The 24,905-nt window shown below is 73.6% G+C and carries 20 protein-coding genes; 14 read left to right on the top strand and 6 right to left on the bottom strand.

The genetic code is table 11. The features are described from left to right. Positions 1-39: 39 nt before the first annotated feature. From recD2 to ACZ4VA_RS01410, 3 genes are read right to left on the bottom strand one after another with little or no spacing between them, the layout of a single operon-like run. The gene (gene recD2, locus ACZ4VA_RS01420) at positions 40-2,298 is read right to left on the bottom strand and encodes an SF1B family DNA helicase RecD2 (protein WP_468079209.1); all 2,259 of its coding nucleotides are present in this window, start codon (positions 2,296-2,298) and stop codon (positions 40-42) included. A 32-nt stretch (positions 2,299-2,330) separates the two neighbouring features. Then, the gene (locus ACZ4VA_RS01415; protein ID WP_356237655.1) at positions 2,331-2,528 is read right to left on the bottom strand and encodes a DUF397 domain-containing protein; all 198 of its coding nucleotides are present in this window, start codon (positions 2,526-2,528) and stop codon (positions 2,331-2,333) included. A gap of 8 nt (positions 2,529-2,536) precedes the next feature. Beyond that, positions 2,537-3,340 (bottom strand): helix-turn-helix domain-containing protein, encoded by an 804-nt coding sequence (locus tag ACZ4VA_RS01410; protein WP_355782320.1) that lies wholly within the window; start codon positions 3,338-3,340, stop codon positions 2,537-2,539. Between the two features lie 256 nt (positions 3,341-3,596). Between ACZ4VA_RS01410 and ACZ4VA_RS01405 the strand changes: the two genes are divergently transcribed. The 13 genes from ACZ4VA_RS01405 (at position 3,597) to ACZ4VA_RS01345 (ending at position 20,075) form a co-directional block, all read left to right on the top strand. After that, positions 3,597-4,022 (top strand): ATP-binding protein, encoded by a 426-nt coding sequence (locus tag ACZ4VA_RS01405; RefSeq protein WP_355782317.1) that lies wholly within the window; start codon positions 3,597-3,599, stop codon positions 4,020-4,022. A 138-nt stretch (positions 4,023-4,160) separates the two neighbouring features. Continuing rightward, on the top strand, positions 4,161-5,186 hold the full coding sequence (locus ACZ4VA_RS01400) for a LacI family DNA-binding transcriptional regulator (RefSeq protein ID WP_356164763.1): 1,026 nt from the start codon (positions 4,161-4,163) through the stop codon (positions 5,184-5,186). Then, complete coding sequence (locus ACZ4VA_RS01395) at positions 5,183-6,721, top strand: sugar ABC transporter ATP-binding protein (protein WP_355782311.1); 1,539 nt, start codon at positions 5,183-5,185, stop codon at positions 6,719-6,721. The genes ACZ4VA_RS01400 and ACZ4VA_RS01395 overlap by 4 nt, the downstream gene beginning before the upstream one ends. Continuing rightward, positions 6,711-8,663 (top strand): ABC transporter permease/substrate-binding protein, encoded by a 1,953-nt coding sequence (locus ACZ4VA_RS01390; RefSeq protein WP_356164759.1) that lies wholly within the window; start codon positions 6,711-6,713, stop codon positions 8,661-8,663. The genes ACZ4VA_RS01395 and ACZ4VA_RS01390 overlap by 11 nt, the downstream gene beginning before the upstream one ends. A 167-nt stretch (positions 8,664-8,830) precedes the next feature. Next, entirely contained in the window at positions 8,831-9,730 is a 900-nt protein-coding gene (locus tag ACZ4VA_RS01385) for a ribokinase (protein WP_356237653.1), read from the top strand. Next, positions 9,727-10,116: a D-ribose pyranase gene (rbsD, locus tag ACZ4VA_RS01380; RefSeq protein ID WP_356164753.1), complete on the top strand. Its 390-nt coding sequence runs from the start codon at positions 9,727-9,729 to the stop codon at positions 10,114-10,116. The genes ACZ4VA_RS01385 and rbsD overlap by 4 nt, the downstream gene beginning before the upstream one ends. A gap of 475 nt (positions 10,117-10,591) precedes the next feature. Continuing rightward, a complete protein-coding gene (locus ACZ4VA_RS01375) occupies positions 10,592-10,924 on the top strand; it encodes a hypothetical protein (RefSeq protein WP_355793989.1) in 333 nt (110 codons plus the stop codon). A 23-nt stretch (positions 10,925-10,947) separates the two neighbouring features. Continuing rightward, positions 10,948-11,259, top strand: a complete 312-nt coding sequence (locus ACZ4VA_RS01370; RefSeq protein ID WP_121402948.1) for a pore-forming ESAT-6 family protein — start codon at positions 10,948-10,950, stop codon at positions 11,257-11,259. A 127-nt stretch (positions 11,260-11,386) separates the two neighbouring features. Then, positions 11,387-11,704: a hypothetical protein gene (locus tag ACZ4VA_RS01365; RefSeq protein ID WP_356164749.1), complete on the top strand. Its 318-nt coding sequence runs from the start codon at positions 11,387-11,389 to the stop codon at positions 11,702-11,704. Positions 11,705-11,714: 10 nt separating this feature from the next. Further along, the gene (gene eccD / locus ACZ4VA_RS01360; RefSeq protein WP_355795085.1) at positions 11,715-13,100 is read left to right on the top strand and encodes a type VII secretion integral membrane protein EccD; all 1,386 of its coding nucleotides are present in this window, start codon (positions 11,715-11,717) and stop codon (positions 13,098-13,100) included. Between the two features lie 9 nt (positions 13,101-13,109). Beyond that, positions 13,110-14,543, top strand: a complete 1,434-nt coding sequence (locus tag ACZ4VA_RS01355; RefSeq protein ID WP_356237652.1) for a CpaE/TadZ family protein — start codon at positions 13,110-13,112, stop codon at positions 14,541-14,543. A 61-nt stretch (positions 14,544-14,604) separates the two neighbouring features. Continuing rightward, the gene (gene eccCa / locus ACZ4VA_RS01350; RefSeq protein ID WP_356237651.1) at positions 14,605-18,594 is read left to right on the top strand and encodes a type VII secretion protein EccCa; all 3,990 of its coding nucleotides are present in this window, start codon (positions 14,605-14,607) and stop codon (positions 18,592-18,594) included. After that, positions 18,591-20,075 (top strand): DUF6177 family protein, encoded by a 1,485-nt coding sequence (locus ACZ4VA_RS01345; RefSeq protein WP_468079204.1) that lies wholly within the window; start codon positions 18,591-18,593, stop codon positions 20,073-20,075. The genes eccCa and ACZ4VA_RS01345 overlap by 4 nt, the downstream gene beginning before the upstream one ends. A 35-nt stretch (positions 20,076-20,110) precedes the next feature. Here the strand turns inward: ACZ4VA_RS01345 and ACZ4VA_RS01340 are convergent, their stop codons facing one another. Genes ACZ4VA_RS01340 through ACZ4VA_RS01330 form a run of 3 tightly spaced genes read right to left on the bottom strand, consistent with a single transcriptional unit; the run spans position 20,111 to position 23,243 of the window. Continuing rightward, on the bottom strand, positions 20,111-20,908 hold the full coding sequence (locus ACZ4VA_RS01340; RefSeq protein WP_355788113.1) for a sugar phosphate isomerase/epimerase family protein: 798 nt from the start codon (positions 20,906-20,908) through the stop codon (positions 20,111-20,113). Positions 20,909-20,943: 35 nt separating this feature from the next. Next, positions 20,944-22,095 carry a dihydrodipicolinate synthase family protein gene (locus tag ACZ4VA_RS01335; protein ID WP_468079202.1) on the bottom strand — a complete coding sequence of 384 codons (1,152 nt, stop codon included), beginning with the start codon at positions 22,093-22,095 and terminating at the stop codon, positions 20,944-20,946. After that, the gene (locus ACZ4VA_RS01330) at positions 22,092-23,243 is read right to left on the bottom strand and encodes a Gfo/Idh/MocA family protein (protein ID WP_389389595.1); all 1,152 of its coding nucleotides are present in this window, start codon (positions 23,241-23,243) and stop codon (positions 22,092-22,094) included. The genes ACZ4VA_RS01335 and ACZ4VA_RS01330 overlap by 4 nt, the downstream gene beginning before the upstream one ends. A gap of 236 nt (positions 23,244-23,479) precedes the next feature. On the opposite strand from ACZ4VA_RS01330, the gene ACZ4VA_RS01325 reads away from it, so the two are divergent. Next, on the top strand, positions 23,480-24,556 hold the full coding sequence (locus ACZ4VA_RS01325; protein WP_468079200.1) for a LacI family DNA-binding transcriptional regulator: 1,077 nt from the start codon (positions 23,480-23,482) through the stop codon (positions 24,554-24,556). The last annotated feature ends 349 nt before the right edge of the window (positions 24,557-24,905 follow it).

Below are 24,905 nucleotides of genomic sequence, written 5' to 3'. Positions count from 1 at the left end.
CGGGCCCGTTGAGCCCTTCCCCGCGTCCGTGCCGGCGTCTCAGGCTCCGAGGGGGCGGGGCGCCAGACGGTGGTCCAGGGCGGTGCAGCGGCGCCCGGCGGAGACCGTGCGGACCGCCTGGCCTATCGCCTTGCGGGAGCCGACGAGGACGACCAGCTTCTTGGCGCGGGTGACCGCCGTGTAGAGCAGATTGCGCTGGAGCATCATCCAGGCGCTGGTGGTGACCGGGATCACCACCGCCGGGTACTCGCTGCCCTGGGAGCGGTGGATGGTCACCGCGTACGCGTGGGCCAGTTCGTCGAGCTCGTCGAACTCGTATTCCACTTCCTCGTCCTCGTCCGTGCGTACGGTCAGGCGCTGTTCGTCCGGGTCGAGCGAGGTGACGACGCCGACCGTGCCGTTGAAGACGCCGTTCTCGCCCTTCTCGTAGTTGTTCCGGATCTGGGTGACCTTGTCGCCGACGCGGAAGACCCGGCCGCCGAAGCGCTTCTCGGGGAGGTCGGGGCGGGCCGGTGTGACGGCCTGCTGGAGCAGGCCGTTCAGTGCTCCGGCGCCCGCCGGGCCGCGGTGCATCGGCGCGAGCACCTGCACGTCGCGCCGCGGGTCGAGGCCGAACTTGGCCGGAATGCGCCGGGCCACCACGTCCACGGTGAGCCGGCCCACCTCCTCGGTGTCGTCCTCGACGAAGAGGAAGAAGTCCTTGAGTCCCTGGGTGACGGGCTGCTGGCCCGCGTTGATCCGGTGGGCGTTCGTCACCACGCCGGACTGCTGGGCCTGGCGGAAGACGCGGGTGAGGCGGACCGCCGGGATCGGGCTGCCGTCGGCGAGCAGATCGCGCAGGACCTCGCCGGCGCCGACGCTGGGCAGCTGGTCGACATCCCCCACGAACAGCAGGTGAGCACCCTCGGCGACCGCCTTGACCAGCTTGTTGGCGAGCAGGAGGTCCAGCATCGACGCCTCGTCCACCACCACCAGGTCGGCGTCGAGCGGCCGCTCCCGGTCGTACGCCGCGTCCCCGCCGGGCTTGAGCTCCAGCAGCCGGTGCACGGTGGAGGCGTCGGCGCCGGTCAGCTCCGCGAGGCGCTTGGCCGCCCGGCCCGTGGGCGCCGCCAGCACGACCCTCGCCTTCCTGGCCCGGGCCAGCTCCACGATCGAGCGCACCGTGAACGACTTGCCGCAGCCAGGTCCCCCGGTGAGGACGGCGACCTTCTTCGTCAGCGCGAGCCGGACGGCCGCCTCCTGCTCGGGGGCCAGCTCCGCGCCCGTACGCCCCTTCAGCCAGGCGAGCGCCTTGTCCCAGTCCACGTCGTGGAACCCCGGCATCCGGTCCTCGCCGGTGCGCAGCAGCCGCAGCAGCTGGGCGGAGAGGGAGAGTTCGGCGCGGTGGAACGGGACCAGGTAGACCGCGGTGACCGGGTCGCCGCCGTCGGGGGCCGGGACCCTCTCGCGCACGACGCCCGGGTCCTCGCCGTCCTCGCCGGGTGCGGCCAGCTCGGCCAGGCACTCGATGACGAGTCCCGTGTCGACCTGGAGCAGCTTCACCGCGTCCGCGATGAGCCGCTCCTCGGGAAGGTAGCAGTGGCCCTGGTCGGTGGACTGCGAGAGCGCGTACTGCAGACCTGCCTTGACACGCTCCGGGCTGTCGTGCGGGATGCCGACGGACTGGGCGATCTTGTCGGCGGTGAGGAAACCGATGCCCCAGACGTCCGACGCGAGGCGGTAGGGGTGGTTCTTCACCACGGAGATCGACGCGTCGCCGTACTTCTTGTAGATGCGGACGGCGATGGACGTCGACACCTCGACGCTCTGGAGGAAGAGCATGACCTCCTTGATCGCCTTCTGCTCCTCCCAGGCGTCGGCGATCTTCCTGGTGCGCTTGGGGCCGAGACCGGGGACCTCGACGAGCCGCTTCGGCTCCTCCTCGATGATCCGCAGCGTGTCGGTGCCGAAGTGCCGGGTGATGCGGTCCGCGAAGACCGGGCCGATGCCCTTGACCAGACCCGAGCCCAGGTAGCGGCGGATGCCCTGGACGGTGGCGGGCAGCACCGTCGTGTAGTTCTCCACCGTGAACTGCTTGCCGTACTGCGGGTGGGAGCCCCAGCGGCCCTCCAGGCGCAGGGACTCGCCGACCTGTGCGCCGAGGAGCGAGCCGACCACGGTCAGCAGGTCGCCGGCACCACGGCCGGTGTCCACCCGGGCCACTGTGTACCCGGTCTCCTCGTTGGCGTACGTGATGCGCTCCAGTACGCCTTCCACCACCGCCAGGGTCACCTGGCGGGTTCCCGCCTGATCGGACATGTCCCGACGGTACCCGGAGGGTGTGACAGCCGTCAGCGATCAGCCACGGGGGCCTGCTTGAGCGCCTCCACGAAGGGGACGAAGGCCGTCACCGGGAAGGTGAGGGTGGCTTGGGCGGGGGCCTTCGAGTCACGGACGGCGACGTGGGTGGGGCGGGTCGCGATCTCCACGCAACTGTTGCCGTCGCCCTCGCCCGAGTGGGACGACTTGTGCCAGTTGTCGAACGTCATGGGGCGCCTCACAACTCTTTCGCCAGTCCGTTGATGAGTTCACGCGATCGCTCCGGGTCGAGCGATGCAGCTTGCACCCTACGGAAGTTCGTTCGGTAAGTCGCCAGTTGAGCTTCGGCGTCGATGAGGACCGACCCGTGCGGCGCGTCGCGCACGACCGTGTCCAATCGGGGCAGAGAGCCACCCGCGTAGGTCATGGTGGCGGACGCTTTGGTGAAACCGTCCACATCGAAGGGGATCACTCGCAGGGTGACGTGGGCGCTCTCGGACGATTCGAGAAGCCGCGTGAGCTGCGCTCGGGTTGCGGCGCGGTCGCTCACCCGGATCCTCAGCGCCGCCTCGTGGATCACCACCTCGTGCGGGAGGGGCAGTTGTTGGCGTGCCATTCGGTGACGCACCCGAAACTCGACCTCCTCGTCGGTCAGTTCGGGAACTCGCGAACTGAAGAGGGCGCGGGCGTAGTCCTCCGTCTGCAGCCGACCCGGCACGTAGAGGATCGCCACGTCGTGCAGGTACACGGCGTGATGTTCCAGTTCGGCCAGGTCCAGAAACGACGTGGGCAGCAATCCCCGGTACTCCTCCCACCAGCCCCGCGTCCGGTCCGTCGCCATGGCCACCAACGCGTCGATGAACTCCTCGTCCGTGCAGGCGTAATGAGAGGCGAGGCGGCGCAGCCTCTGCTCGCTCACGCCCGCGAGGCCGGACTCGATGTGGGTGATCTGAGCCGGGCTCACCCCCAGGAGCGCCGCCGCTTGGCGCGCCGTGAGGCCTGCCGCCTCGCGGAGTCTGCGCAGCTCTGTCGCCAGTCGCATCTGACGTGCCGTCGGTTCGCGCCTCAAAGCCTGACCGCCCTCTGGTTCAACGCGCCCGCGGACGCCACTCATTGGGGGCCAGATTACGTGACCCGCTTGCGGCGTCTCTAGATTTAGATCTACCGTCAGTGACGCGACGCACACTCTGCGGCACCCCCGGGGCACCGGAAGCGCACCGCCCCGTCCTGCCATGACGGGCGCGACACTGCCACCGCCGGCCCGCCGCAACTCCCCCTCCACCGAACGGAGTTCACGCATGCCCGAAAACGAGTCCTGGGAGTACTCCCTGCACGTCCCCAACGACGTGCGCGCCGTCACCGTCAGCCGCCGCACCATCCGACTGATCCTCACCATGCACGGACTGATCGGCCTCACCGACGTCGCCGAGCTGCTCGCGACCGAGCTGATCTCCAACGCCGTACGCCACACGAAGGGCCCCGCCGCCCTCCGGGTGCGCTGGTCGCCGCCCGGCACACTGCGGATCGGGGCCTGGGACACGGACCCCGAGCCGCCCGAGCCGCCGGCGCCGTCCGGACAGGAGGGGCAGGAGGAGCAGGAGCACCCCGAACAGGGGCGAGGGCTCACCCTGGTGCGGGCCTGCTCCACGGAGTGGGGCTGGCACCCGCTCGCCCGGCACGGCAACCGCGGCAAGTACGTGTGGTGCGAGCTGGCCGCCGTCTGAGCGCCCAAGAAGGCCGTCGTGGGCCGTATCACGCCACAGGTCACGATTCAATCTCGGCCACTGGCGACCCTTGCCTTTCCCCATGTAATCGATTCCAATTCCTGCATGTAATCGATTCCACGAGGAGGTGGAGCGACGATGGCGAGCATCAAGGACGTCGCTGCCGAGGCGGGCGTGTCCGTCGCCACGGTCTCGCGCGTCCTGAACGACCATCCGTCGGTCAGCGCGGACGCACGCGCCCGTGTCCTGACCGCCGTCCAGACCCTGGGCTACCGCCCGAACGCCGTCGCCCGCTCCCTGCGCACCGACCAGACCCGCACCCTCGGCCTGGTCATCAGCGACGTGCTCAACCCGTACTTCACCGAGCTGGCCCGCTCCGTCGAGGAGGAGGCCCGCGCCCTCGGCTACAGCGTGATCATCGGCAACGCCGACGAGCGGCCCGACCTCCAGGACCACCACGTCCGCACGCTGCTCGACCGCCGGATCGACGGCCTCCTCGTCTCCCCCGCCGACGGCGGCTCCCCCGGCATGCTGGACGCCGCCCGCGCGGGCACTCCGATGGTCTTCGTGGACCGCTGGATCCCCGGCGTGGACGTGCCGGTCGTCCGGGCGGACGGGCGGGCGGCCGTCCGCGACCTCGTCGCCCACCTGCACGGACTCGGCCACCGGCGGCTCGCCATCATCGCGGGCCCGGCGGCGACCACCACCGGCAGCGAGCGCGTGGAGGCCTTCCGGGAGGCGCTCGCCGAGTACGGCATCGCCCTGCCCGACGCCTACATAGGCCAGGGCGACTTCCAGGCGGAGAGCGGGCGCCGGGCCACCGAGGGCTTCCTCGACCTGGCCGAGCCGCCCGAGGTCGTCTTCGCCGCCGACAACCTGATGGCGCTCGGCGCGCTGGACGCCGTCCGGGCACGCGGGTTGCGGGTCCCCGAGGACATCGCCCTCGCCGCCTTCGACGACATCCCGTGGTTCGTGCACACCGACCCGCCGGTCACGGCGATCGCCCAGCCGACCGGTGAACTGGGCCGGGCAGCCGTCCGCGCCCTGGTCGACCGGATCGAAGGGCGGCCCCCGCAGTCCGTCACCCTCCCCGCCCGTCTCGTCGTGCGCCGTTCCTGCGGCGAGCCGGCACCCGTACCTCCCGTGCAAAGGAGCAACCCGTGAGCCGTACGGACGAGTTGCTGCGTATCGAAGGGATACGCAAGACGTTCCCCGGCGTCGTCGCCCTCGACAGCGTCGACTTCGACCTGCGCCGCGGCGAGGTGCACGTGCTGCTCGGGGAGAACGGCGCGGGCAAGAGCACCCTCATCAAGATGCTCTCCGGCGCCTACCGCCCCGACGCAGGACGGGTCCTCGTCGACGGCGAGGAGGTGCGCATCCACGGCGCCCAGGACTCCGAGCGCCTCGGGATCGCCACCATCTACCAGGAGTTCAACCTCGTCCCCGACCTGACGGTGGCCGAGAACATCTTCCTCGGCCGCCAGCCGCGGCGCTTCGGACTCATCGACCGCAAGAAGATGGAGGCCGACGCCGCCGAACTGCTCGACCGGGTCGGCGTGCACGTGTCCCCCCGGGCCCGGGTGCGTGAACTGGGCATCGCCCGGCTCCAGATGGTCGAGATCGCCAAGGCGCTCAGCCTGGACGCCCGCGTCCTGATCATGGACGAGCCGACCGCGGTACTCACCTCCGAGGAGGTCGAGAAGCTCTTCTCGATCGTGCGCAGGCTGCGCGAGGACGGCGTCGGCATCGTCTTCATCACCCACCACCTGGAGGAGATCGCCGCCCTCGGCGACCGGGTCACCGTCATCCGGGACGGCCGGAGCGTCGGCCAGGTGCCCGCCTCCACACCCGAGGACGAACTCGTACGCCTCATGGTGGGCCGGTCGATCGAGCAGCAGTACCCGCGCGAACGCGCCGACGCCGGAACCGCGTTGCTGACCGTCGAGGGGCTCACCAGGGACGGCGTCTTCCACGACGTGTCGTTCGAGGTGCGCGCCGGTGAGGTCGTCGGCATCGCGGGACTGGTGGGCGCGGGACGCACCGAGGTCGTCCGGGCGGTCTTCGGGGCCGATCCGTACGACAGCGGCACCGTCGAGGTCGCCGGGGCGCGGCTGCCGCGTCACGACGTCACCGCCGCCATGACCGCCGGCATCGGGCTGGTCCCCGAGGACCGCAAGGGCCAGGGACTGCTGCTCGACGCGTCCGTGGAGGAGAACCTCGGTCTCGTCACCCTGCGTTCGGCGACCCACGGCGGGCTCGTCGACCTCAGGGGCCAGCGGGCGGCCGCCGCCCGGATCGCCGGGCAGCTCGGCGTCCGGATGGCCGGACTCGGCCAGCACGTACGCACCCTGTCCGGCGGCAACCAGCAGAAGGTCGTCATCGGCAAGTGGCTGCTCGCCGACACCAAGGTGCTGATCCTCGACGAGCCGACGCGCGGCATCGACGTCGGCGCCAAGGTCGAGATCTACCAGCTCGTCAACGCGCTCACGGCCGCCGGAGCCGCCGTCCTGATGATCTCCAGCGACCTGCCCGAGGTGCTCGGTATGAGCGACCGCGTGCTGGTCATGGCCCAGGGCCGGATCGCGGGCGAACTCCCCGCCGCCGAAGCCACCCAGGACGCGGTGATGGCACTCGCCGTCAGCACACCCGCTACCGCCAACACCGGAACTACCGCAGTGGAGGACTCCCGTGGCCACTGACACGCTCAAGAGCTCATCGGGCGCCAGTGGCGCCTCGGCGGTCCGCCGCCTCCTTCTCGACAACGGCGCGCTCACCGCGCTCATCGTCCTCGTCGTCGCGATGTCGGCGCTGTCCGGCGACTTCCTGACGACCGACAACCTGCTCAACATCGGCGTCCAGGCGGCCGTCACCGCCATCCTCGCCTTCGGTGTCACCTTCGTGATCGTCTCGGCGGGCATCGACCTGTCGGTCGGTTCCGTCGCCGCGCTCTCCGCGACCGTCCTCGCCTGGACGGCCACCTCGCACGGCGTCCCGGTGGGGATCGCGGTCCTCCTCGCCATCGCCACCGGCATAGCGTGCGGGCTGGTCAACGGCGTGCTCATCTCGTACGGGAAGCTGCCGCCGTTCATCGCGACGCTGGCCATGCTCTCGGTGGGCCGCGGACTGTCCCTGGTGATCTCCCAGGGCAGCCCGATCCCCTTCCCCGACTCCGTCTCGCACCTCGGCGACACCCTCGGCGGCTGGCTGCCTGTGCCGGTCCTAGTGATGATCGTGATGGGTCTGATCACCGCCCTGATCCTCGGCCGTACGTACATCGGACGCTCCATGTACGCGATCGGCGGCAACGAGGAGGCGGCCCGCCTCTCGGGTCTGCGGGTGAAGAAGCAGAAGCTCGCGATCTACGCGCTGTCCGGTCTGTTCGCCGCCGCGGCGGGCATCGTGCTCGCCTCCCGGCTCTCCTCCGCGCAGCCGCAGGCCGCCCAGGGCTACGAGCTCGACGCGATCGCCGCGGTCGTCATCGGCGGCGCCTCGCTGGCCGGCGGCACGGGCAAGGCGTCCGGCACCCTGATCGGCGCGCTGATCCTCGCGGTGCTGCGCAACGGACTCAACCTGCTCTCGGTGTCGGCGTTCTGGCAGCAGGTCGTCATCGGTGTCGTCATCGCGCTGGCGGTGCTGCTCGACACGGTGCGGCGCAAGGCGGGGGCGACCCCGACGGCCGCCGGGACGGGCGGTCCGGGCGGCCGGGCCCGGCAGGCGGGCACCTATGTGCTGGCGGCCGTGGTCGCGGCGGCCGTCGTGGGCGGCATGTCCTTCCTGCACAACGGCTCCTCGGGCGGCACCGACAAGAAGGTCGGACTGTCCCTGTCGACGCTGAACAACCCGTTCTTCGTCCAGATCCGGGCCGGCGCCCAGCAGGAGGCGAAGAAGCTCGGCGCGGACCTGACCGTCACCGACGCGCAGAACGACGCCTCGCAGCAGGCCAACCAGCTGCAGAACTTCACCAGCTCGGGTCTCGGCTCGATCATCGTGAACCCGGTGGACTCGGACGCGGCGGGCCCCGCGGTACGCGCCGCGAACAAGGCCGGCATCCCCGTGGTCGGCGTCGACCGGGGCGTCAACAAGGCCGACACGGCGGCGCTCGTCGCCTCCGACAACGTGGCGGGCGGCAAGCTCGCCGCCCGGACCCTCGCCGAGAAGCTGGGCGGCAAGGGCACCATCGCGATCCTCCAGGGCCAGGCGGGAACGTCCGCCAGCCGGGAGCGGGGCGCCGGTTTCGCCGCGGGTCTCAAGGAGTTCCCGGGCATCAAGGTCGTCGCCAAGCAGCCCGCGGACTTCGACCGCACCAAGGGCCTCGACGTCATGACGAACATGCTCCAGGCGCACCCGGACGTCCAGGGCGTCTTCGCCGAGAACGACGAGATGGCGCTCGGCGCGATCAAGGCCCTCGGCTCGAAGGCCGGCAAGTCGGTCGCCGTCATCGGCTTCGACGGCACGCCCGACGGACTGAAGGCGGTCGAGGCGGGCACCCTGTACGCCTCCGTGGCCCAGCAGCCCAAGGAGCTCGGCCGGATCGCGGTGCGCAACGCGCTGGACGCGGCCGAGGGCAAGAAGGTCGACGAGACCGTGAAGGTGCCGGTGAAGGTCGTCACGTCGAAGAACGTGGCCGGGTTCGGCGGCTGACGCCCGGCCCGCCGACCGGCTCCCCCGCCGGTCCGCGGGCCGTTCGCCGGCGGTCGGGCCGGGTCCGCCTCACCGCGGACCCGGCCCCCACCGGCGTACGGGGGCCGGACCCGGCTCCCGTGGACGGACGGGGTCCCGCCCCGTCGACGTACGGAAAGAGTGTGCTGATGTACGACTACGACCTGCTGGTCGTGGGCTCGGCCAACGCCGACCTGGTGATCGGGGTCGAGCGGCGGCCCGCGGCCGGGGAGACGGTGCTCGGCTCCGACCTAGCCGTCCATCCGGGCGGCAAGGGCGCCAACCAGGCGGTCGCCGCCGCCCGGCTCGGTGCCCGTACCGCGCTGCTCGCGCGGGTCGGCGACGACGCGCACGGACGGCTGCTGCTCGACTCCCAGCGTGCGGCCGGCGTCGACACGGCGGGTGTGCTGGCAGGCGGGGCGCCCACCGGGGTCGCGCTGATCACCGTCGACCCGTCCGGGGACAACAGCATCGTCGTCTCGCCGGGCGCGAACGGACGGCTGACGCCCGCCGACGTCCGCGCGGCCGAGAAGCTCCTGCGGGCCTCGCGGGTGGTCTCGGCGCAGTTGGAGATCCCGCTGGAGACGGTCGTGGAGACCGTACGGTGCCTGCCGTCCGGCTCCCGGTTCGTCCTCAACCCCTCACCGCCCGTGCCGCTGCCCGCCGAGGTGCTGGCGGCCTGCGACCCGCTGATCGTGAACGAGCACGAGGCCCGCGTCCTGCTGGGCGAGGCGGCGGGACCCGAGCCCGAGGACTGGGCGCGTGCGCTGCTCGCCCTCGGCCCGCGCTCGGTCGTCGTCACGCTGGGCGCGGCGGGCGCGCTGGTGGCGGACGGGAGCGGGTCGGCCCGCGTCGCGCCGGTGAAGGTGGCGGCGGTGGACACCACCGGGGCGGGCGACGCGTTCACCGCGGCGCTGGCCTGGCGCCTCGGGGCCGGGGCGTCCCTTGCCGAGGCCGCCGCGTACGCGGCCCGGGTCGGCGCCGCCGCCGTCACCCGGGAGGGCGCGCAGGTGTCCTTCCCGACCGCCGAGGAGGTCGGCGCGCTGTGAAGAAGGCCGGGATACTGAACCGCCATCTCGCGGGCGCCATCGCCGAGTTGGGGCACGGGGACGGGGTGCTGGTGTGCGACGCGGGGATGCCCATCCCGGACGGGCCGCGGCTGGTGGACCTGGCGTTCCGGGCCGGGGTGCCGTCGTTCGCCGAGGTCCTGGACGGGCTGCTCGCGGAGCTGGTGGTGGAGTGCGGGACGGCCGCCCACGAGGTGCGGGAGTCGAACCCGGAGGCGGCGGCCCTGCTCCGCTCGCGCCTGCCCGTGCTGGAGCTGGTCTCGCACGAGGAGCTGAAGTCGCGCTCGGCGGGCGCGCGGCTGATCGTGCGCACCGGGGAGGCACGGCCGTACGCCAACGTGCTGCTGCGGTGCGGGGTGTTCTTCTGAGGAGGACGGCGCGCCCGGGGCCGTGAGGCGCTTGATTGCGGCCGTGAGGCGCGTGGTCGCGGCCGTCCGTCGCCGGGATCAGCCGCCCGTCGGGCCGGTTCCCGGCCGTGCGCGGGCATTTCGAAGGGGCCCGGTCCGTCGACCGGGCCCCCTCGGCTTTCCCCTCCGCATCAGAACCCCCGCGATCCCCCCGGATCCCCCTCCAAGAGTCCTGACGCACACCTAGACCCGCGGACTCCCGGAAGGGTTGCACGGTATTTCCAAGATTTTTTCCGAGGCACTCCGGCACCCCGCGAGAGCCTTGCCGGAGCCCCGTGGGAGCCCCGGCGGAGCCCCGGGGCGACGCGTCGCGAAGAAGTCCGTGTTACGTCCTGATCGTGTCACTTGGCACCCAACGGCGTTGCCGCTGCAACGCGTTATGGGTCACGATGTTCGACGTACTGGTGAGTCATACGCGATACACGGGGGTGGATACGTGAAGTTCGACATGGGGGCCACGACCCTGGCGGACCTGGGCAAGAGCACGGTCGGATCCAGTGACGACCTGGGCACCCTGATCAAGTGGCTCGTGCAGGCCGCGGAGCCGCTGGAGGGCAAGTTCAACGGCGCCGGCAAGGCCGCGTTCGACTCGTTCAAGAGCCGGGCGGACGAGATCACCGACGCGCTGAACGGTTCGCTCGGCGCGATCCTCGGCGGCCAGGGCGGCATGGACACCGCGTTCGGCACCGGTGACACCGAGCAGCAGGACAACGCCCACCAGAACATGGGGCAGGCCAACTTCGACGCGGCCCGCTTCGGCGCCCGATAAGACGACTCAGGGGGATTTGGATCATGGGTCAGAACCAGGACCGCCGCTCGTACGACACCGGCGCCTCCACGGAGGTGCAGGGCAGCCTTCAGGGCATCATCGGCCAGCTGGAGCGCGTCCTCGGGGACCGCGACCGCGCGGTGCAGGCCGCGATGGCCGAGTTCCAGGCCGACGGTGTCTCCGACGACTACCACGGCAAGGAAGTCCGCTGGAACCGCGCGGCGAACGAGGTCCGCGACATCATCCGCCTCGTGCGCACCACGCTGGAGCAGAACGACGGCACCGCGCAGGCGACGCTCGCCAAGGCGCGCGCCGCGGTCGACAACATCGGCTGAGGCGGACCGGCCCGGGGCCGCGGCGAGTCCGCGGCCCCGGGTCCGGCACACCGGGCCGCGGCGGGGGAACCGCGGACGGGATCCACCGGATCCCGGCGAACGGCACGTCCATGCCGAAGGGAACACGGTGACGGCCCAGGAGTACGACAGCCAGCTGCTGGAGTCCGTGTCGGTACGGCGACGGCGGCTGCGGGACGCCCTGCTGTTCGGGACGCAGCGGCAACGGCGCTCGGTGGACGAGCGGTTGGGGAAGGTGTTCGCCGGGGTGGTGATCGCGGCGGTGCTGTGCGCGGGGTGCGTGGGGTGGTCGTTCGTGTCCCACCGGATCATCGGCAAGAGCCCCAACGGCGGTCCCGTACAGCCTTCTCCGGGTGTCTCCGCCCCGTCGTCGCCGGGGTCCTCCCCGCAGCCTTCCGCTTCCTCAGTGACTCCTTCGACCCGGTGATTGGTACGACATGGCGATATCCGCGGGGGCTTCGAGCCAGACCGGACCGACGGGCCGCACGGCGCTGAGCCGGGTCACCCTGGTCGGCGAGCGACGGAGGGTGGACCTGGTCCTGCCGTCGCGGGAACCCGTCGGGCTGCTCCTGCCCGAGGTGCTGCGGCTGCTGGGCGACCAGGTCTCCGAGCGCCCCCAGTTGCGCCACCTGGTGACCGCGGACGGCTCCGCGCTCGCGCACGACGGCACGCTGGAGTCCGCGGGGGTGCCCGACGGGGCCGTGCTGCGGCTGGTGCGTGCCGAGGACGCGCCCTCGGCGCCGGTGGTACATGACGTCAGCGACGAGACCGCCGACGACCTGGACTCGCGTGCCTGGCGCTGGCGGCCCGCCGTCCGGCGGATCGTGGCCGGGCTCGCGACCGTCGGCTGGGCGCTCGTCGCCGGTGTCGTCGCGCGGGCGCACTACACGCACGGGTCCGTCGGCGCCGCGCTGCTGGCACTCGCCGCGGTGTGCCTGCTCGGCGGTGTGCTGCTCGGGCGGACGGGACGGCGCGGGCTCGCGGCCACGCTGCTCACCACGGGCGGGGCACTGGGGGTGCTCGGTGCCTGGACGCTGGGCGACGCCCGCGGCTGGCCGGGGGCGGCGCAGGCGGCGGGTGCGGTGGCGGCGGTCGTCGTGACGCTCGTCCTGCTGGGACGGTTCACGCCGCTCGGCCGGGGCGGGCTCGTCGGCGGTGCCGCGCTGGCCGCGACGGGCCTCTGCTGGGAGGCGGCCGTGGCCCTCCAACCGGGCATGTCGGACGCCGGGGAACAGGCCCGGGTCGGCGCCGTGCTCGCCGTCGGGTCCGTCGTCGTGCTGGGGCTGCTGCCCCGGCTGGCGCTGATGGCGTCGGGGCTGTCCGGTCTCGACGACCGGCGCTCGGGCGGCGCCTCGGTGAGCCGGTACCAGGTGTCGGCGGCGCTGGCCGCAACGCACCGGGGGCTGGCGCTGGCGACGGTCACGGTGGCCGTCTCGGCGGTCGCCGCGGGTGTCCTGGCGCTGCGCGAGCCCACCGTGTGGACGGTGCTGCTCGCGGTCGTCACGACCGTCGTGGTGGCGCTGCGGGCCCGTGCCTTCCCGCTGGTCGCGGAGGTGGTGGTGCTGCTGGCGGCGTCGGCCGTGCTCGCGGTGCGGCTGCTCCTGGTGTGGCTGGACCGGTCCGGGGCGGCGGGGCCGCTGGCCGTGCTGGCGGGGCTCGCGGTGCTGCCGCTGCTGGTCCTGTCGGTGCAGCCCGCCGAGCATGTGCGCGTACGGCTGCGGCGCGCCGGCGACATGCTGGAAACCGTCGGGGTGATCGCCCTGTTCCCGCTGGTTCTCGGCGTCTTCGGCGTGTACGGACGACTGCTCGACACCTTCGCTTAAGGGGCGGACATGGCGCAGGAACAGGGACGGGGAGGGGACTGGCAGCGCGACGTGCTGCGCCGGCTGGGACAGACCACCGGGGAACCCCGGGCCGTGGGTGACACCGGTGTGCCCACGGGGGCCGGCGCCTCCGGTACGGCCGCCGCACCGGGCGGTGCCGGGCAGAACCCCGCGGCGACCGCTCCGACGCCCGGCGTGGGGCCCTCCGGCCCTCCCGGCGCCGGGGTCCCCGGCGTGCGGCGGGGCGAGCCCGCGCTGCGTCTCGTGCATCCGCCGCGCCCCGGAGCGCAGCCCTTGGCCGCCGCGCCGCCCGCCGGAGGGGGCGAACCGGCGTACCCCGCCCCGCCCTTGGAGACCGCGGAGCCCGCCCCGGCGCACCCCGAGCCGCAGCCGGCGCCCGCGCCCACGCGCCCCGCGCCCTCACCGGCCCTGCCGCACCCGGCCCGTTCGGCCGCGGCGGGCGGAGGGCAGCCCGGGGACAGTCCCGTGCCGCGGGGCTCACGCGACCCCCGGCTGCCGGAGTCCGCCCCGGAGGCCGTGCCCACCGTCGACCCGCGGCTCGCCCGCGCCCTCGGCCGCCCGCAGCACGGGGACTCCCTCACCCGGCGCACCGGACGCTCGCTGCGCCGCCTCACCGCGTCCGCCGCGCAGGACGTGACCGAGGAGACCCGGATCGCCCGGGAGTTGCAACAACCGGTCACCACCGGGCGGGTCATCGCCGTGACCTCGATCCGCGGAGGCGTCGGCAAGTCGACGGTCTCCGCGCTGCTCGGCCGGACCTTCAACCACTACCGGCACGACCCCGTGCTGACCCTGGAGGCCGACGCCGCACTCGGCACGCTGCCCGTACGCATGGGCGCGGAGTCGGTGCGCTGGGCCTGCGGGGACCTGGCGCCGATCCTCAGCCCCTCGATGCGGCTGAACGACGTCACCGGCTACCTGGTGCCGGTCGCCGACGGCGGCTGGCTGCTGCCCGCGAGCCGGGGCCGCGTCGGCGCCCCGCTGGACGTCCCCACGTACCGCACGGTGACGCTGGCGCTGCGCCGCTACTTCGCGGTGACGGTGGTGGACTGCGAGAGCCTGCCCGGCGAGGTGGCCCGCACCGCGATGGACACCGCCCACGCCCGGGTGGTCGTCGCCCCGACCACGGCCGAGGGCGTCAACGGCACCCGCCAGGTCCTCAACTGGCTGGCCCAGCTGCCGCACGCCGCGCTCGCCTCGACGGTCGTCGCGCTCACGGCCGGATCGCCCGATCTGGTGCTGGACGTCAAGGCGGCCGTCGCGCACCTGAAGGAGACGGGCGTCACCGTCGTCCCCCTGCCCTACGACCGTCATCTGGCGGGCGGCGGCCCGATCCGCCCCGAGCTGCTCGGGCAGGCCACCCGAGACGCCACGGTCCGCCTCGCCGCCGAGGCCATGCGGCGCGCGACGAGGGTGCGATGAGCGTCCGCCGTACCGCCGCCGCGCCGCACGCCACAGGAGCCGTACGAGAAAGGGTCCGTCCGTGACCCAGAGTCTGATACACCGGCCCGCCCGCTCCACCCGGCCGCTCGCGCCCGCCGGGCCGCGCACGGTGGAGCCGCCGCCGAACCTGCCCGAGGGCAAGCTGGGCAACGCGGCGACGGCGCTGCTGCCGATGGCCGGCGTCATGGGTTCGGTCGTCATGATGACCGTCATCCGCAACAGCCAGTTCGCGGCGCTCGGCGCGATGGTGCTGGTCATCGCGCTGCTCGGCGCGGTGGGGCTGTTCCTGTCGCAGCGCGGCAAGGCGCAGCGCACCCGGCGGGCCCAGCGTGAGCGGTACCTGGAGTATCTGGAGGAGCTGCGCGAGGAGTTCGGGGCGGCCGAGCGGGAGCGGCGGCAGCTCGCCCGGGTCCTCAACCCGCCCCCGGAGGCGCTCTACGACCTGGTGCGGGACCCCGCGCGGCTGTGGGAGCGGCGCCGTCAGGACCCCGACTTCCTCCGGGTGCGGGTGGGCACCGGCGACGTGCCGGTGCAGGAACTGGCCATCGGCTCCGACGCCGGCGGTGTGATGACCCCGCCGGACCCGTTCATGCTGAACGAGGCGCGGGCGCTGCTGGCGCGGTACTCGGTCGCCAGTGACTGCCCGCTGACGGTGCCGCTGGACCGGGCGGGCAACGTCAGCATCGTCGGTGACCGCGAGGGGGTGCTGCGGGTCGCCCGCGCGCTGCTCGTCCAGGCCGCCGTCACGCACGCGCCCGACGACGTGGCGATGGCGCTCGGCGTGCCGGGCGACCGGCTGACCGAGTGGGAGTGGGCCAAGTGGCTGCCCCACGTGCTCGATCCGCAGGAGCAGGACGGCCCGGTCGCCGCCCGCCGGATCGCCCCGAGCCTGCCGCAGCTCGCCGCGCTGTGCCGGCACGAGCTGGGACAGCGGGCGTCGTACGCGGCGGAGGTGCGGCGGGGCCTGTCCGGCCGCGACGCGCTGCGGCTGACGAGCCGGCTGCTGGTGGTGAGCGACGAGTACGGCGCCACGGCCGCCGAGCTCCCGCGGCCCGACACGGCCGTCGAGCTGCGGGACATGGGCGTCACCGTGCTCCACCTGCTGGAACGGCAGGTGCACGAACCGGACCAGGTCGGCGTGCGCATCCGCGTCGACGGCGACCAGGTGACCGTCGAGGACCTGCGCGAGCCGTCCCCGGTGGCGCAGGGCACGGCGGACGCGGTGAGCCCGGCCGGCGCCGAGGGGCTGGCGCGGCTGCTCGCCCCGCTGCGGCTGTCCGCGGAGTCCGCCGCCGAGGGGACCCCGGTGTCCGGGCCCGTCGACTTCCCCGGGCTGCTCGGTGTCGAGGACCCGGCCGCGCTCGACCTGGAGCGGCTGTGGGCGCCGCGCGGCGAGCGCGAGTTCCTGCGTGTGCCGATCGGACTGACGGACCGTCACGAGCCGGTGCTGCTCGACCTGAAGGAGTCCTCCGAGCTGGGCATGGGGCCGCACGGGCTGTGCGTGGGCGCGACCGGTTCCGGCAAGAGCGAACTGCTGCGCACCCTGGTGCTCGCGCTCACCGCCACCCACGCCCCCGAGGACCTGGCCCTGGTCCTCGTCGACTACAAGGGCGGTGCCACCTTCGCGCCGTTCACCGAACTCCCCCACGTGGCCGGGGTGATCACGAACCTGGAGAACCAGGCCGGGCTCGTCGAGCGTGTCCACACCAGCCTCGCGGGCGAGGTCAAGCGCCGCCAGCAGGTGCTGAAGGACGCCGGGAACGTCGCCGACATCGGGCACTACGCGGCCCTGCGCGCCGCCGGGCGCCCCGATCTGGAGCCGCTGCCGCACCTGTTCGTCGTCATCGACGAGTTCGGCGAACTCCTCACCGCCAAGCCGGACTTCATCGACCTGTTCCTGTCCATCGGCCGCATCGGACGCTCCATCGGCGTGCACCTGCTGCTGTCCAGCCAGCGCATCGAGGGCGGCAAGCTGAAGGGTCTCGACACCTACCTGTCGTACCGCCTGGGTCTGCGCACCTTCTCCGCCGACGAGTCGCGCACGGTGCTCGACACCACCGACGCCTTCCATCTGCCGCCGCTGCCGGGCTTCGGCTACCTGAAGGTCGACACCTCGCTGTACGAGCGGTTCAAGGCCGGGTACGTGTCCGGCGCCTACCGCGGTCCCGCGCTGCGCGACCAGCAGGACGACGAGCCGCTCGCCTGGCCCTACCCCGCCTTCAACACGCTCGACGCGGCCCCGGCCGAGGGCGCCGCGGAACCGGCGGCCACCAAGCGGGAGACCGGGCCGACCGTGATGTCCGTGATGGTCGGCCGGCTCACCGGCGCGGCGCCGCCGGTGCGCCGGATCTGGCTGCCGCCGCTGCCGGCCGCCATCACGCTGGACGCCGCCGCGGGGCCCGTCGAGGTGACCGGACGCGGGCTGCACCTGGCCGCCGGGCGGGCCGGGGCGATGCGCGTGCCGCTCGGGGTGCTGGACGACCCGGCGAGCCAGTGGCAGGGCAAGTGGCTGCTCGACCTCACCGTCGCCGGCGGGCACGTCGCCGTCATCGGCGGGCCCCAGTCCGGCAAGACCACGATGCTGCGCACCCTCGCCCTGTCCCTGGCGACCACGCACACCCCGTACGACGTCGCCGTGTACGGGCTCGACCTGGTCGGCGGCGGTCTGTCGGCGCTGGCCGGGCTGCCGCACGTCGGCGGGATCGCGGGGCGCGCCGACCACGAGCGGGCCGCGCGGACGGTCGCCGAGGTGCGCGCGATGCTTGCCGCCCGCGAGGAGCTGTTCCGCGAGCACGGCATCGACTCCGTGGAGCAGCTGCGCCGGCTGCGCGCGCAGGGCCGGCTGACCGAGCTCGGCTCGACCGACGTCGTGCTGCTCGTCGACGGGTTCGGGGCGCTGCGCGACGAGTTCGCCGACCTCGACGACTCGGTGACCGACCTGCTCAAGCGCGGCGGCGGCTACGGCATCCACGTGGTCGCCGGCATGCTGCGCTGGAACGACGTGCGGATCGCCACCCAGTCCATGTTCGGCACGCGTGTCGAGCTGCGGCTCAACGACCCGGCCGACTCCTCCGTCGACCGCAAGCTGTCCGAGACGCTGGCCGCGGACACCCCGGGCCGGGTCCTCACCGACGGGAAGCTGTTCGCCCAGGTCGCGCTGCCGCGTATCGACGGCTCGCCGTCCAGGGACGACATCGGGCCCGCGCTGGAGGAGGCGGCGCGCACGATCCGGGCCACCTGGCACGGGGACGTGGCGCCGCCCGTACGGGTGCTGCCGACGCGGATGCCGGCGGCGCAGCTGCTGTCCGTGGCCGCCGAGCCGCGGCGGGTGCCGATCGGCGTCGACCAGGACGCGCTGGCGCCCGCCCTCCTCGACCTGTTCGGGAGCGACCAGCACCTGCTGGTCCTCGGCGACAACGAGTGCGGCAAGACCAACCTGCTGAAGCTGATCGCCGGGCAGCTCGTGGAGCGGTACAGCGACGAGGAGCTGGTGTTCGGGGTCTTCGACCCGCGCCGCGGGCTGCGCGGGGTGATCCCGGAGGCGTACCGCGGCGGCTACGCGCACAACGCGAAGCTGTCCGCCGCGCTGGCCTCGGGCATCGCGGCCGAGCTGGAGAAGCGGCTGCCGGAGAGCGCGGACCCGGACACGCTCGGCACCGAACCCGCCTTCAGCGGGCCGCGGATCGTGATCCTCGTCGACGACTACGACATCCTGACGACCGCGGGGCAGCAGCCGCTGAACCCCTTCCTGCCGTACGTCTCCTCCGCCCAGGACATCGGCCTGCACTTCGTCATCGCCCGCCGCGTCGCCGGGTCCTCCCGCGCGCTGTACGAACCGCTGCTGACGACACTGCGCGAGACCGGCACCGCGGCGCTCGTGATGACCGGCGACCGGACCGAGGGGCAGCTCTTCCCCGGCCTGTACGCCTCCCCGCAGCCGCCGGGACGCGGCACGATCGTCCGCCGCGGCCGCCGGCACCAGCTCGTCCAGACCGCCCTCTCCGACACCGAGGAAGCAGAACGCCCGTGACCAAGGACGTCATCGCCCTCACCCCGAAGATGCCCGACATCTGGGACCTGCTGACCGGCCTGTACGCGGGCGGCCCCGACCTGGGGGTGTCCGCCGCGGCCGACGGCGCGGTCGTCCAGCTGCACGGTCCCGGGGGCCGCCCGCTCGTCTCCGTGGAGGCGCCGGTCCTCGTCCAGGTGCCCGGCGAGGCGCGGCGGCTGCTCGGCCCGTCGGCCGACGGCGTGCCGCTGCCGTTCTGGTGGACCGAGGCCCGCGCCGCGACGGCGGTCCCGGAGGCCGAACGGCTCGCCGCCTCGGTGTGCGGGCGCCTCAACGCCCTGCTGGGCGGCATCACCTGGCCCGCGGGGGCGGCGCGCACCGAGGTGGTGGACACCTCCGGCGTCCCGACGCCGGAGACCGTGCCCGGCGCGGAGGGGGAGCCGCCGGAGGGCGCGGAGGCAGACGGGGCGCCGGACGGGGAGGGCGAGGTGACGGCGCGCGCGGCCGTGGGTCTGCCCGCCGTGGACGTGCTCACCGACAGCACCGCCGTGGTCCTGGCCGACCGGCCGGTGATCGCCCTGACCTCCTGGCTCTCGGAGGTGCTGCGTGCGGCGTCCGGCTCGCGCCGGGCCCTGCAGATCGTGACCCCGCCCGACGTACGTCTGAGCCCGGCCGCCCGCACCACGCTGGCGCAGGTGCCCAACCGCTGGGTCGTCCAGGACCCGGACTGCGGGTACTACGACGGGCTCTCCGGGGCGGTGCTGCGCTGGCAGGACGGCACTTTCACGCCCGCCCTCACGGCCGAGGGGAAGTCGACGGTCGCCAAGGCCTTCACCGACACCGGGCCTTCGGCCGAGCGCCAGCTCCACGTCGCGTTCCGCACGCGGCACGCCGCCGACCCGAACCTGCTCCTGGGCGGGGCGCTGGAGACGGCGTGGCGGACGCTGACCGGTGCGCCGCCGGCCGGCTGGGGCACGGCGGAACCGGTCAACCTGCCGTGGTCGCCGCGGCAGTTGACGGACCTGGCGCAGGAGCGCGCTCCGCAGGCCACGCACCTGGTCGCCGTGGGCGCCCCGGACCGTCCGGCGGTCGGGACGCTCCGGGTGACGCGTACCGGGGCGGGGGTGGAGGAGGACGTGCACCTGACCCTCGGCTTCGGCGCGGACGAGGGCCTGCCGCTGGACGCGGTCCAGGGCCTCGCCGAGACCCTCGTCGGTGAACACGGCCTGGTCACCATGCTGGTGTCGGTGCGCCGCGCGGGCCGGGACCTCGTGACGCCGCCGCGGCTGGAGGCGCCGCCCGTGCCGTTCGCGTTCACGCTCGGCCCGGACGACGTGCGCGCCATCGGCCTCGACCACGCCGGCCGTCCGCCCGTCGCGCTGCGGCCGGTCCGGCTGGGTGCTCCCTCGCGGCCTGCGCTGCACTATCCGCTGGGCGACGGGAGCGACCCGCAGTCGTGGACGACGCTCCAGCAGCTCACCCGGCACCTGAAGCGGGGCTGACCGGCGGCCGGTGACCCGTCACCGGCCGCCCCGCCTCACAGGACGTGCGCCGCGAACCGGGCCGCCGTCTCCGCCAGCACCTCGCGGCCGTCCCGGGCCCACAGCCCCTCGTTGAACAGCTCGACCTCGATGGGTCCGCGGTAGCCCGCCGCCTCCACGTACCCGCGCCACTCGCGCAGGTCGACGGCGCCGTCGCCGAGCTGCCCGCGCCCGTTGAGGACGCCCTCGGGCAGCGGGGTGACCCAGTCGGCGACCTGGAAGGTGTGGATGCGGCCGCCCGCCCCGGCCCGGGCGATCCGGGCGGGCGCGGTGTCGTCCCACCACAGGTGGTACGTGTCCACCGTGACGCCCACCTGGTCGGCCGGGAAGCGCTCCGCGAGGTCCAGGGCCTGGCCGAGGGTGGAGACCACGCAGCGGTCGGCGGCGAACATGGGGTGCAGCGGCTCGACGGCCAGCCGGACACCGCGCTCGGCCGCGTACGGGCCCAGCTCCGCGAGGGCGTCGGCGATCCGCTCGCGGGCGCCGTGCAGGTCCCTGGAACCCGCGGGCAGGCCGCCCGAGACGAGCACGAGCGTGTCCGTGCCGAGGGCCGCCGCCTCGTCGACGGCCGTCCTGTTGTCGTCCAGGGACCGGGCCCGCTCGTCCGCCCCGGTCGCCGTGAGGAAGCCGCCGCGGCACAGCGTGGTCACGGTGAGTCCCGCGTCGCGCACCAGCTTCGCCGCCGCCTCGACGCCGTACGCCCGGACAGGCTCGCGCCAGAGGCCGACGCCGGGCACGCCGAGCTGTGCGCAGGCGTCCACGAGTTCGGGCAGCGAGAGCTGCCTGACCGTCATCTGGTTGATGGAGAGACGGGAGAGATCCGGGGTGCTCACTGGGCGACTCCGTACAGGGCGAGCAGGTGTTCCATACGGGACCGGGCCAGCTCGGGGTCGGGGAACAGGCCGATTCCGTCGGCGAGTTCGTAGGCGCGGGCCAGGTGCGGCAGGGAGCGCGCCGACTGCAGCCCGCCCACCATGGTGAAGTGGGACTGGTGGCCCGCGAGCCAGGCGAGGAGGACGACCCCGGTCTTGTAGAAACGGGTCGGCGCCTGGAACAGGTGGCGGGACAACTCGACGGTGGGATCGAGGAGTTCACGGAAGCCCTTGGTGTCACCGGTGTCCAGCACGCGCACCGCCTCGGCGGCGAGCGGTCCCAGCGGGTCGAAGATGCCGAGCAGGGCGTGGCTGAAGCCGTGCTCGTCGCCCGCGATCAGCTCGGGGTAGTGGAAGTCGTCGCCGGTGTAGCAGCGCACGCCTCGCGGGAGCCTGCGGCGCAGGTCGGTCTCCCGCCGGGCGTCCAGCAGGGAGACCTTGACGCCGTCGACCTTGTCGGGGTGCGCGGCGATCACCTCAAGGAACGTGCCGGTCGCGGTGTCGAGGTCCGTGGAACCCCAGTAGCCCTCCAGCGCCGGGTCGAACATGGGGCCGAGCCAGTGCAGGATCACGGGCTCGGCGGACTGGCGCAGGAGATGGCCGTAGACCGCGAGGTAGTCCTCGGGGCCCGTCGCCGCCGCGGCCAGCGCCCGGGACGCCATGAGGATCGCCTGCGCGCCCGTCCCCTCCACGTGCGCGAGCTGCTCCTCGTAGGCGGCCCGTACGTCGGCCAGTGAGCCGGCGGCGATCTGGTCGGTGCCCGCCCCGCACGCGATACGGCCCCCGACCGCCTTCGCCTCGGCGGCGGAGCGCCTGATCAGCTCCGCGGCCGTGGCCCAGTCCAGGCCCATCCCGCGCTGCGCGGTGTCCATCGCCTCGGCGACCCCGAGCCCCTGCGCCCACAGATGCCGGCGGAAGGCGAGGGTGGCGTCCCAGTCGACGGCGGCCGGGGAGTCGGGGCTCGTGTCGGCGTACGGGTCGGCCACGACGTGCGCGGCGGAGAAGACCGTACGGGAGGTGAGGGGGCCGCCGGGCGAGAGGGCGAGCGGCTCGGGGCGCGGGGTGTAGGTGACCAACTCCCCGTTCGCGCGCGGCAGTCGGAGGGTCACAGCGAGATCTCCGGTACGTCGAGACGGCGGCCCTCGGCGGAGGAGCGCAGACCCAGCTCGGCGAGCTGGACGCCTCGGGCGCCGGCCAGCAGGTCCCAGTGGTACGGCGCGTCCGCGTAGACGTGCCGCAGGAACAGCTCCCACTGGGCCTTGAAGCCGTTGTCGAACTCGGCGTTGTCCGGGACCTCCTGCCACTGGTCGCGGAAGGAATAGGTCGCCGGGATGTCCGGGTTCCAGACCGGCTTCGGGGTCGAACCACGGTGCTGGACACGGCAGTTGCGCAGGCCGGCGACCGCGGACCCCTCCGTGCCGTCCACCTGGAACTCCACGAGCTCGTCGCGGTTCACGCGCACCGCCCACGAGGAGTTGATCTGGGCGACGGCGCCGCCCTCCAGCTCGAAGACGCCGTACGCGGCGTCGTCGGCGGTGGCGTCGTAGGGCTTGCCCTGTTCGTCCCAGCGCTGCGGGACGTGGGTGGCGGTGAGCGCCTGCACGGAGGTGACCCGGCCGAAGAGCTCGTGCAGCACGTACTCCCAGTGCGGGAACATGTCGACGACGATGCCGCCGCCGTCCTCGGCGCGGTAGTTCCAGGAGGGGCGCTGGGCGGACTGCCAGTCGCCCTCGAAGACCCAGTAGCCGAACTCGCCCCGCACGGACAGGACCCGGCCGAAGAAGCCGCCGTCGACGAGCCGCTTCAGCTTGAGCAGGCCCGGCAGGAACAGCTTGTCCTGCACGACGCCGTGCCGGATGCCCTTCTCCGCGGCCAGCCGGGCCAGCTCCAGGGCGCCGTCGAGGCCGGTGGCGGTCGGCTTCTCCGTGTAGACGTGCTTGCCTGCGGCGACGGCCTTGCGGATGGCCTCCTCGCGGGCGGAGGTGACCTGCGCGTCGAAGTAGATGTCGACGGCCGGGTCGGCGAGCACGGCGTCCAGGTCCGTCGACCAGTGGTCCAGGCCGTGCCGTTCCGCGATGGTCTTCAGGGCGTGCTCGCGGCGCCCGACGAGCACCGGCTCGGGCCACAGCACGGTGCCGTCGCCGAGGTCGAGTCCGCCCTGCTCGCGCAGGGCGAGGATGGAGCGGACGAGGTGCTGGCGGTACCCCATGCGCCCCGTCACACCGTTCATGGCGATACGCACCGTCTTGCGTGTCACGTCATTCCCTCCGTACGCGTCCGGCGCCGCGTACGCTCACAGGTGAGCGCGGCAGCAAGCGCTTTCTATGCCAGAGACGCTAGCCGCTGCGCCGCCGATCGGACAAGACCGTGTGGGCCGCGAGATGTTCGACGGGGCGGACAGGAGGTACGGTCACGCGGCGGGGGCAGGGCACACGCACGGCCGGCCGGGTCCCCGGGACCGACCGAGAGACGCGCGACCGGAGGAAAGACGAGATGACGGTGACCCTGGCGGACGTGGCGGCGCGCGCGCAGGTCTCGCCCGCGACCGTGTCGCGTGTGCTGAACGGGAACTATCCGGTGGCGGCCTCCACGCGCGAGCGGGTGCTGCGGGCCGTGGACGAGCTGGACTACGTGCTGAACGGGCCCGCGAGTTCGCTGGCCGCCGCCACGTCCGACCTGGTCGGCATCCTCGTGAACGACATCGCCGACCCCTTCTTCGGGATCATGGCCAGCGCCATCCAGGCGGAGATCGGCGGGCCCCCCGGGCCCTCCTCCGGGGTCCTCGGCGGCGGGCGCGCGGGCGGTGAGCGTCTCGGCGTCGTCTGCAACACGGGCGGCGACCCGGAGCGTGAGCTGACCTACCTGACGCTGCTCCAGCGCCAGCGGGCCGCCGCGGTGGTGCTGACCGGCGGCGCCGTCGAGGACGCGCGGCACGGGGCGGCGGTCGCGGCGAAGCTGCGCAGGCTGGCCGAGGCGGGGACCCGGATCGTGCTGTGCGGGCGGCCGCCCGCGCCCGAGGACACCGGGGCGGTCGCGCTCACCTTCGACAACCGCGGGGGCGGGCAGCGGCTGACCGAGCATCTGATCGGGCTCGGGCACCGGCGCATGGGGTACATCGCCGGTCCCGAGGAGCGGACGACGACCCGGCACCGGCTGGAGGGGCACCAGGCCGCGCTCGCCGCGCACGGGATCGAGGACGATCCGCGGCGTACCGTGCACGGCCGGTACGACCGGCGGGCCGGGTACGAGGCGACGCTCGAACTCCTGCGCCGCGAGCCGTCGTTGACCGCTGTCGTCGCCGCCAACGACACCGTCGCGCTGGGGGCGTGTGCGGCGCTGCGCGACTCCGGTCTGCGGATTCCGGCGGACGTGTCCGTGGCCGGGTTCGACGATCTCCCCTTCAGCATCGACGTGGTGCCGGCGCTCACCACCGTGCGGTTGCCTCTGGCAGAGGCGGGGGCGCGGGCCGGGCGGATCGCCATGGGGCGGGAGGAGGCGCCGCCCGGGGGGATCGCCACGGTACGGGGGGAACTGATGGTCCGCGGCTCCACCGACGCCCCGCGCCCCTGACCAACGCCAAGTTCGCCCCCGTCCGGGGTCCCCGCCCCTCTCGGGACGCCGTTCCCCCCGAGGCCCACGGGACGCCGCGTACGTCGCCCGCATCGGCACCCGGTGCTTGGGCTGCCCTCGAGGCCGGCCGGCGAACCCGGCGTCCACTGGGTGCCGCCCAGGGTGGGCCCACTCCCCCTCACCCGCATCAGCACCCGGTGCCTCAGCTGGCGTCGGGTGGGTCGGCGAGCCCGGCGCCAGCGGGGTGCCGCCTGCGCCCACCCGTGCCGCCCCTAGCGGCACGCATGCCCGCAGCTGGAGCGGGCGGCCCGCCGGCGCCAGCCGGGTGGGTGGGCGCCGCCCCACGCCG

It is taken from the genome of Streptomyces sp. NPDC028308 (assembly GCF_055565855.1).
This window is presented reverse-complemented; position numbering and strand designations above follow the sequence as displayed.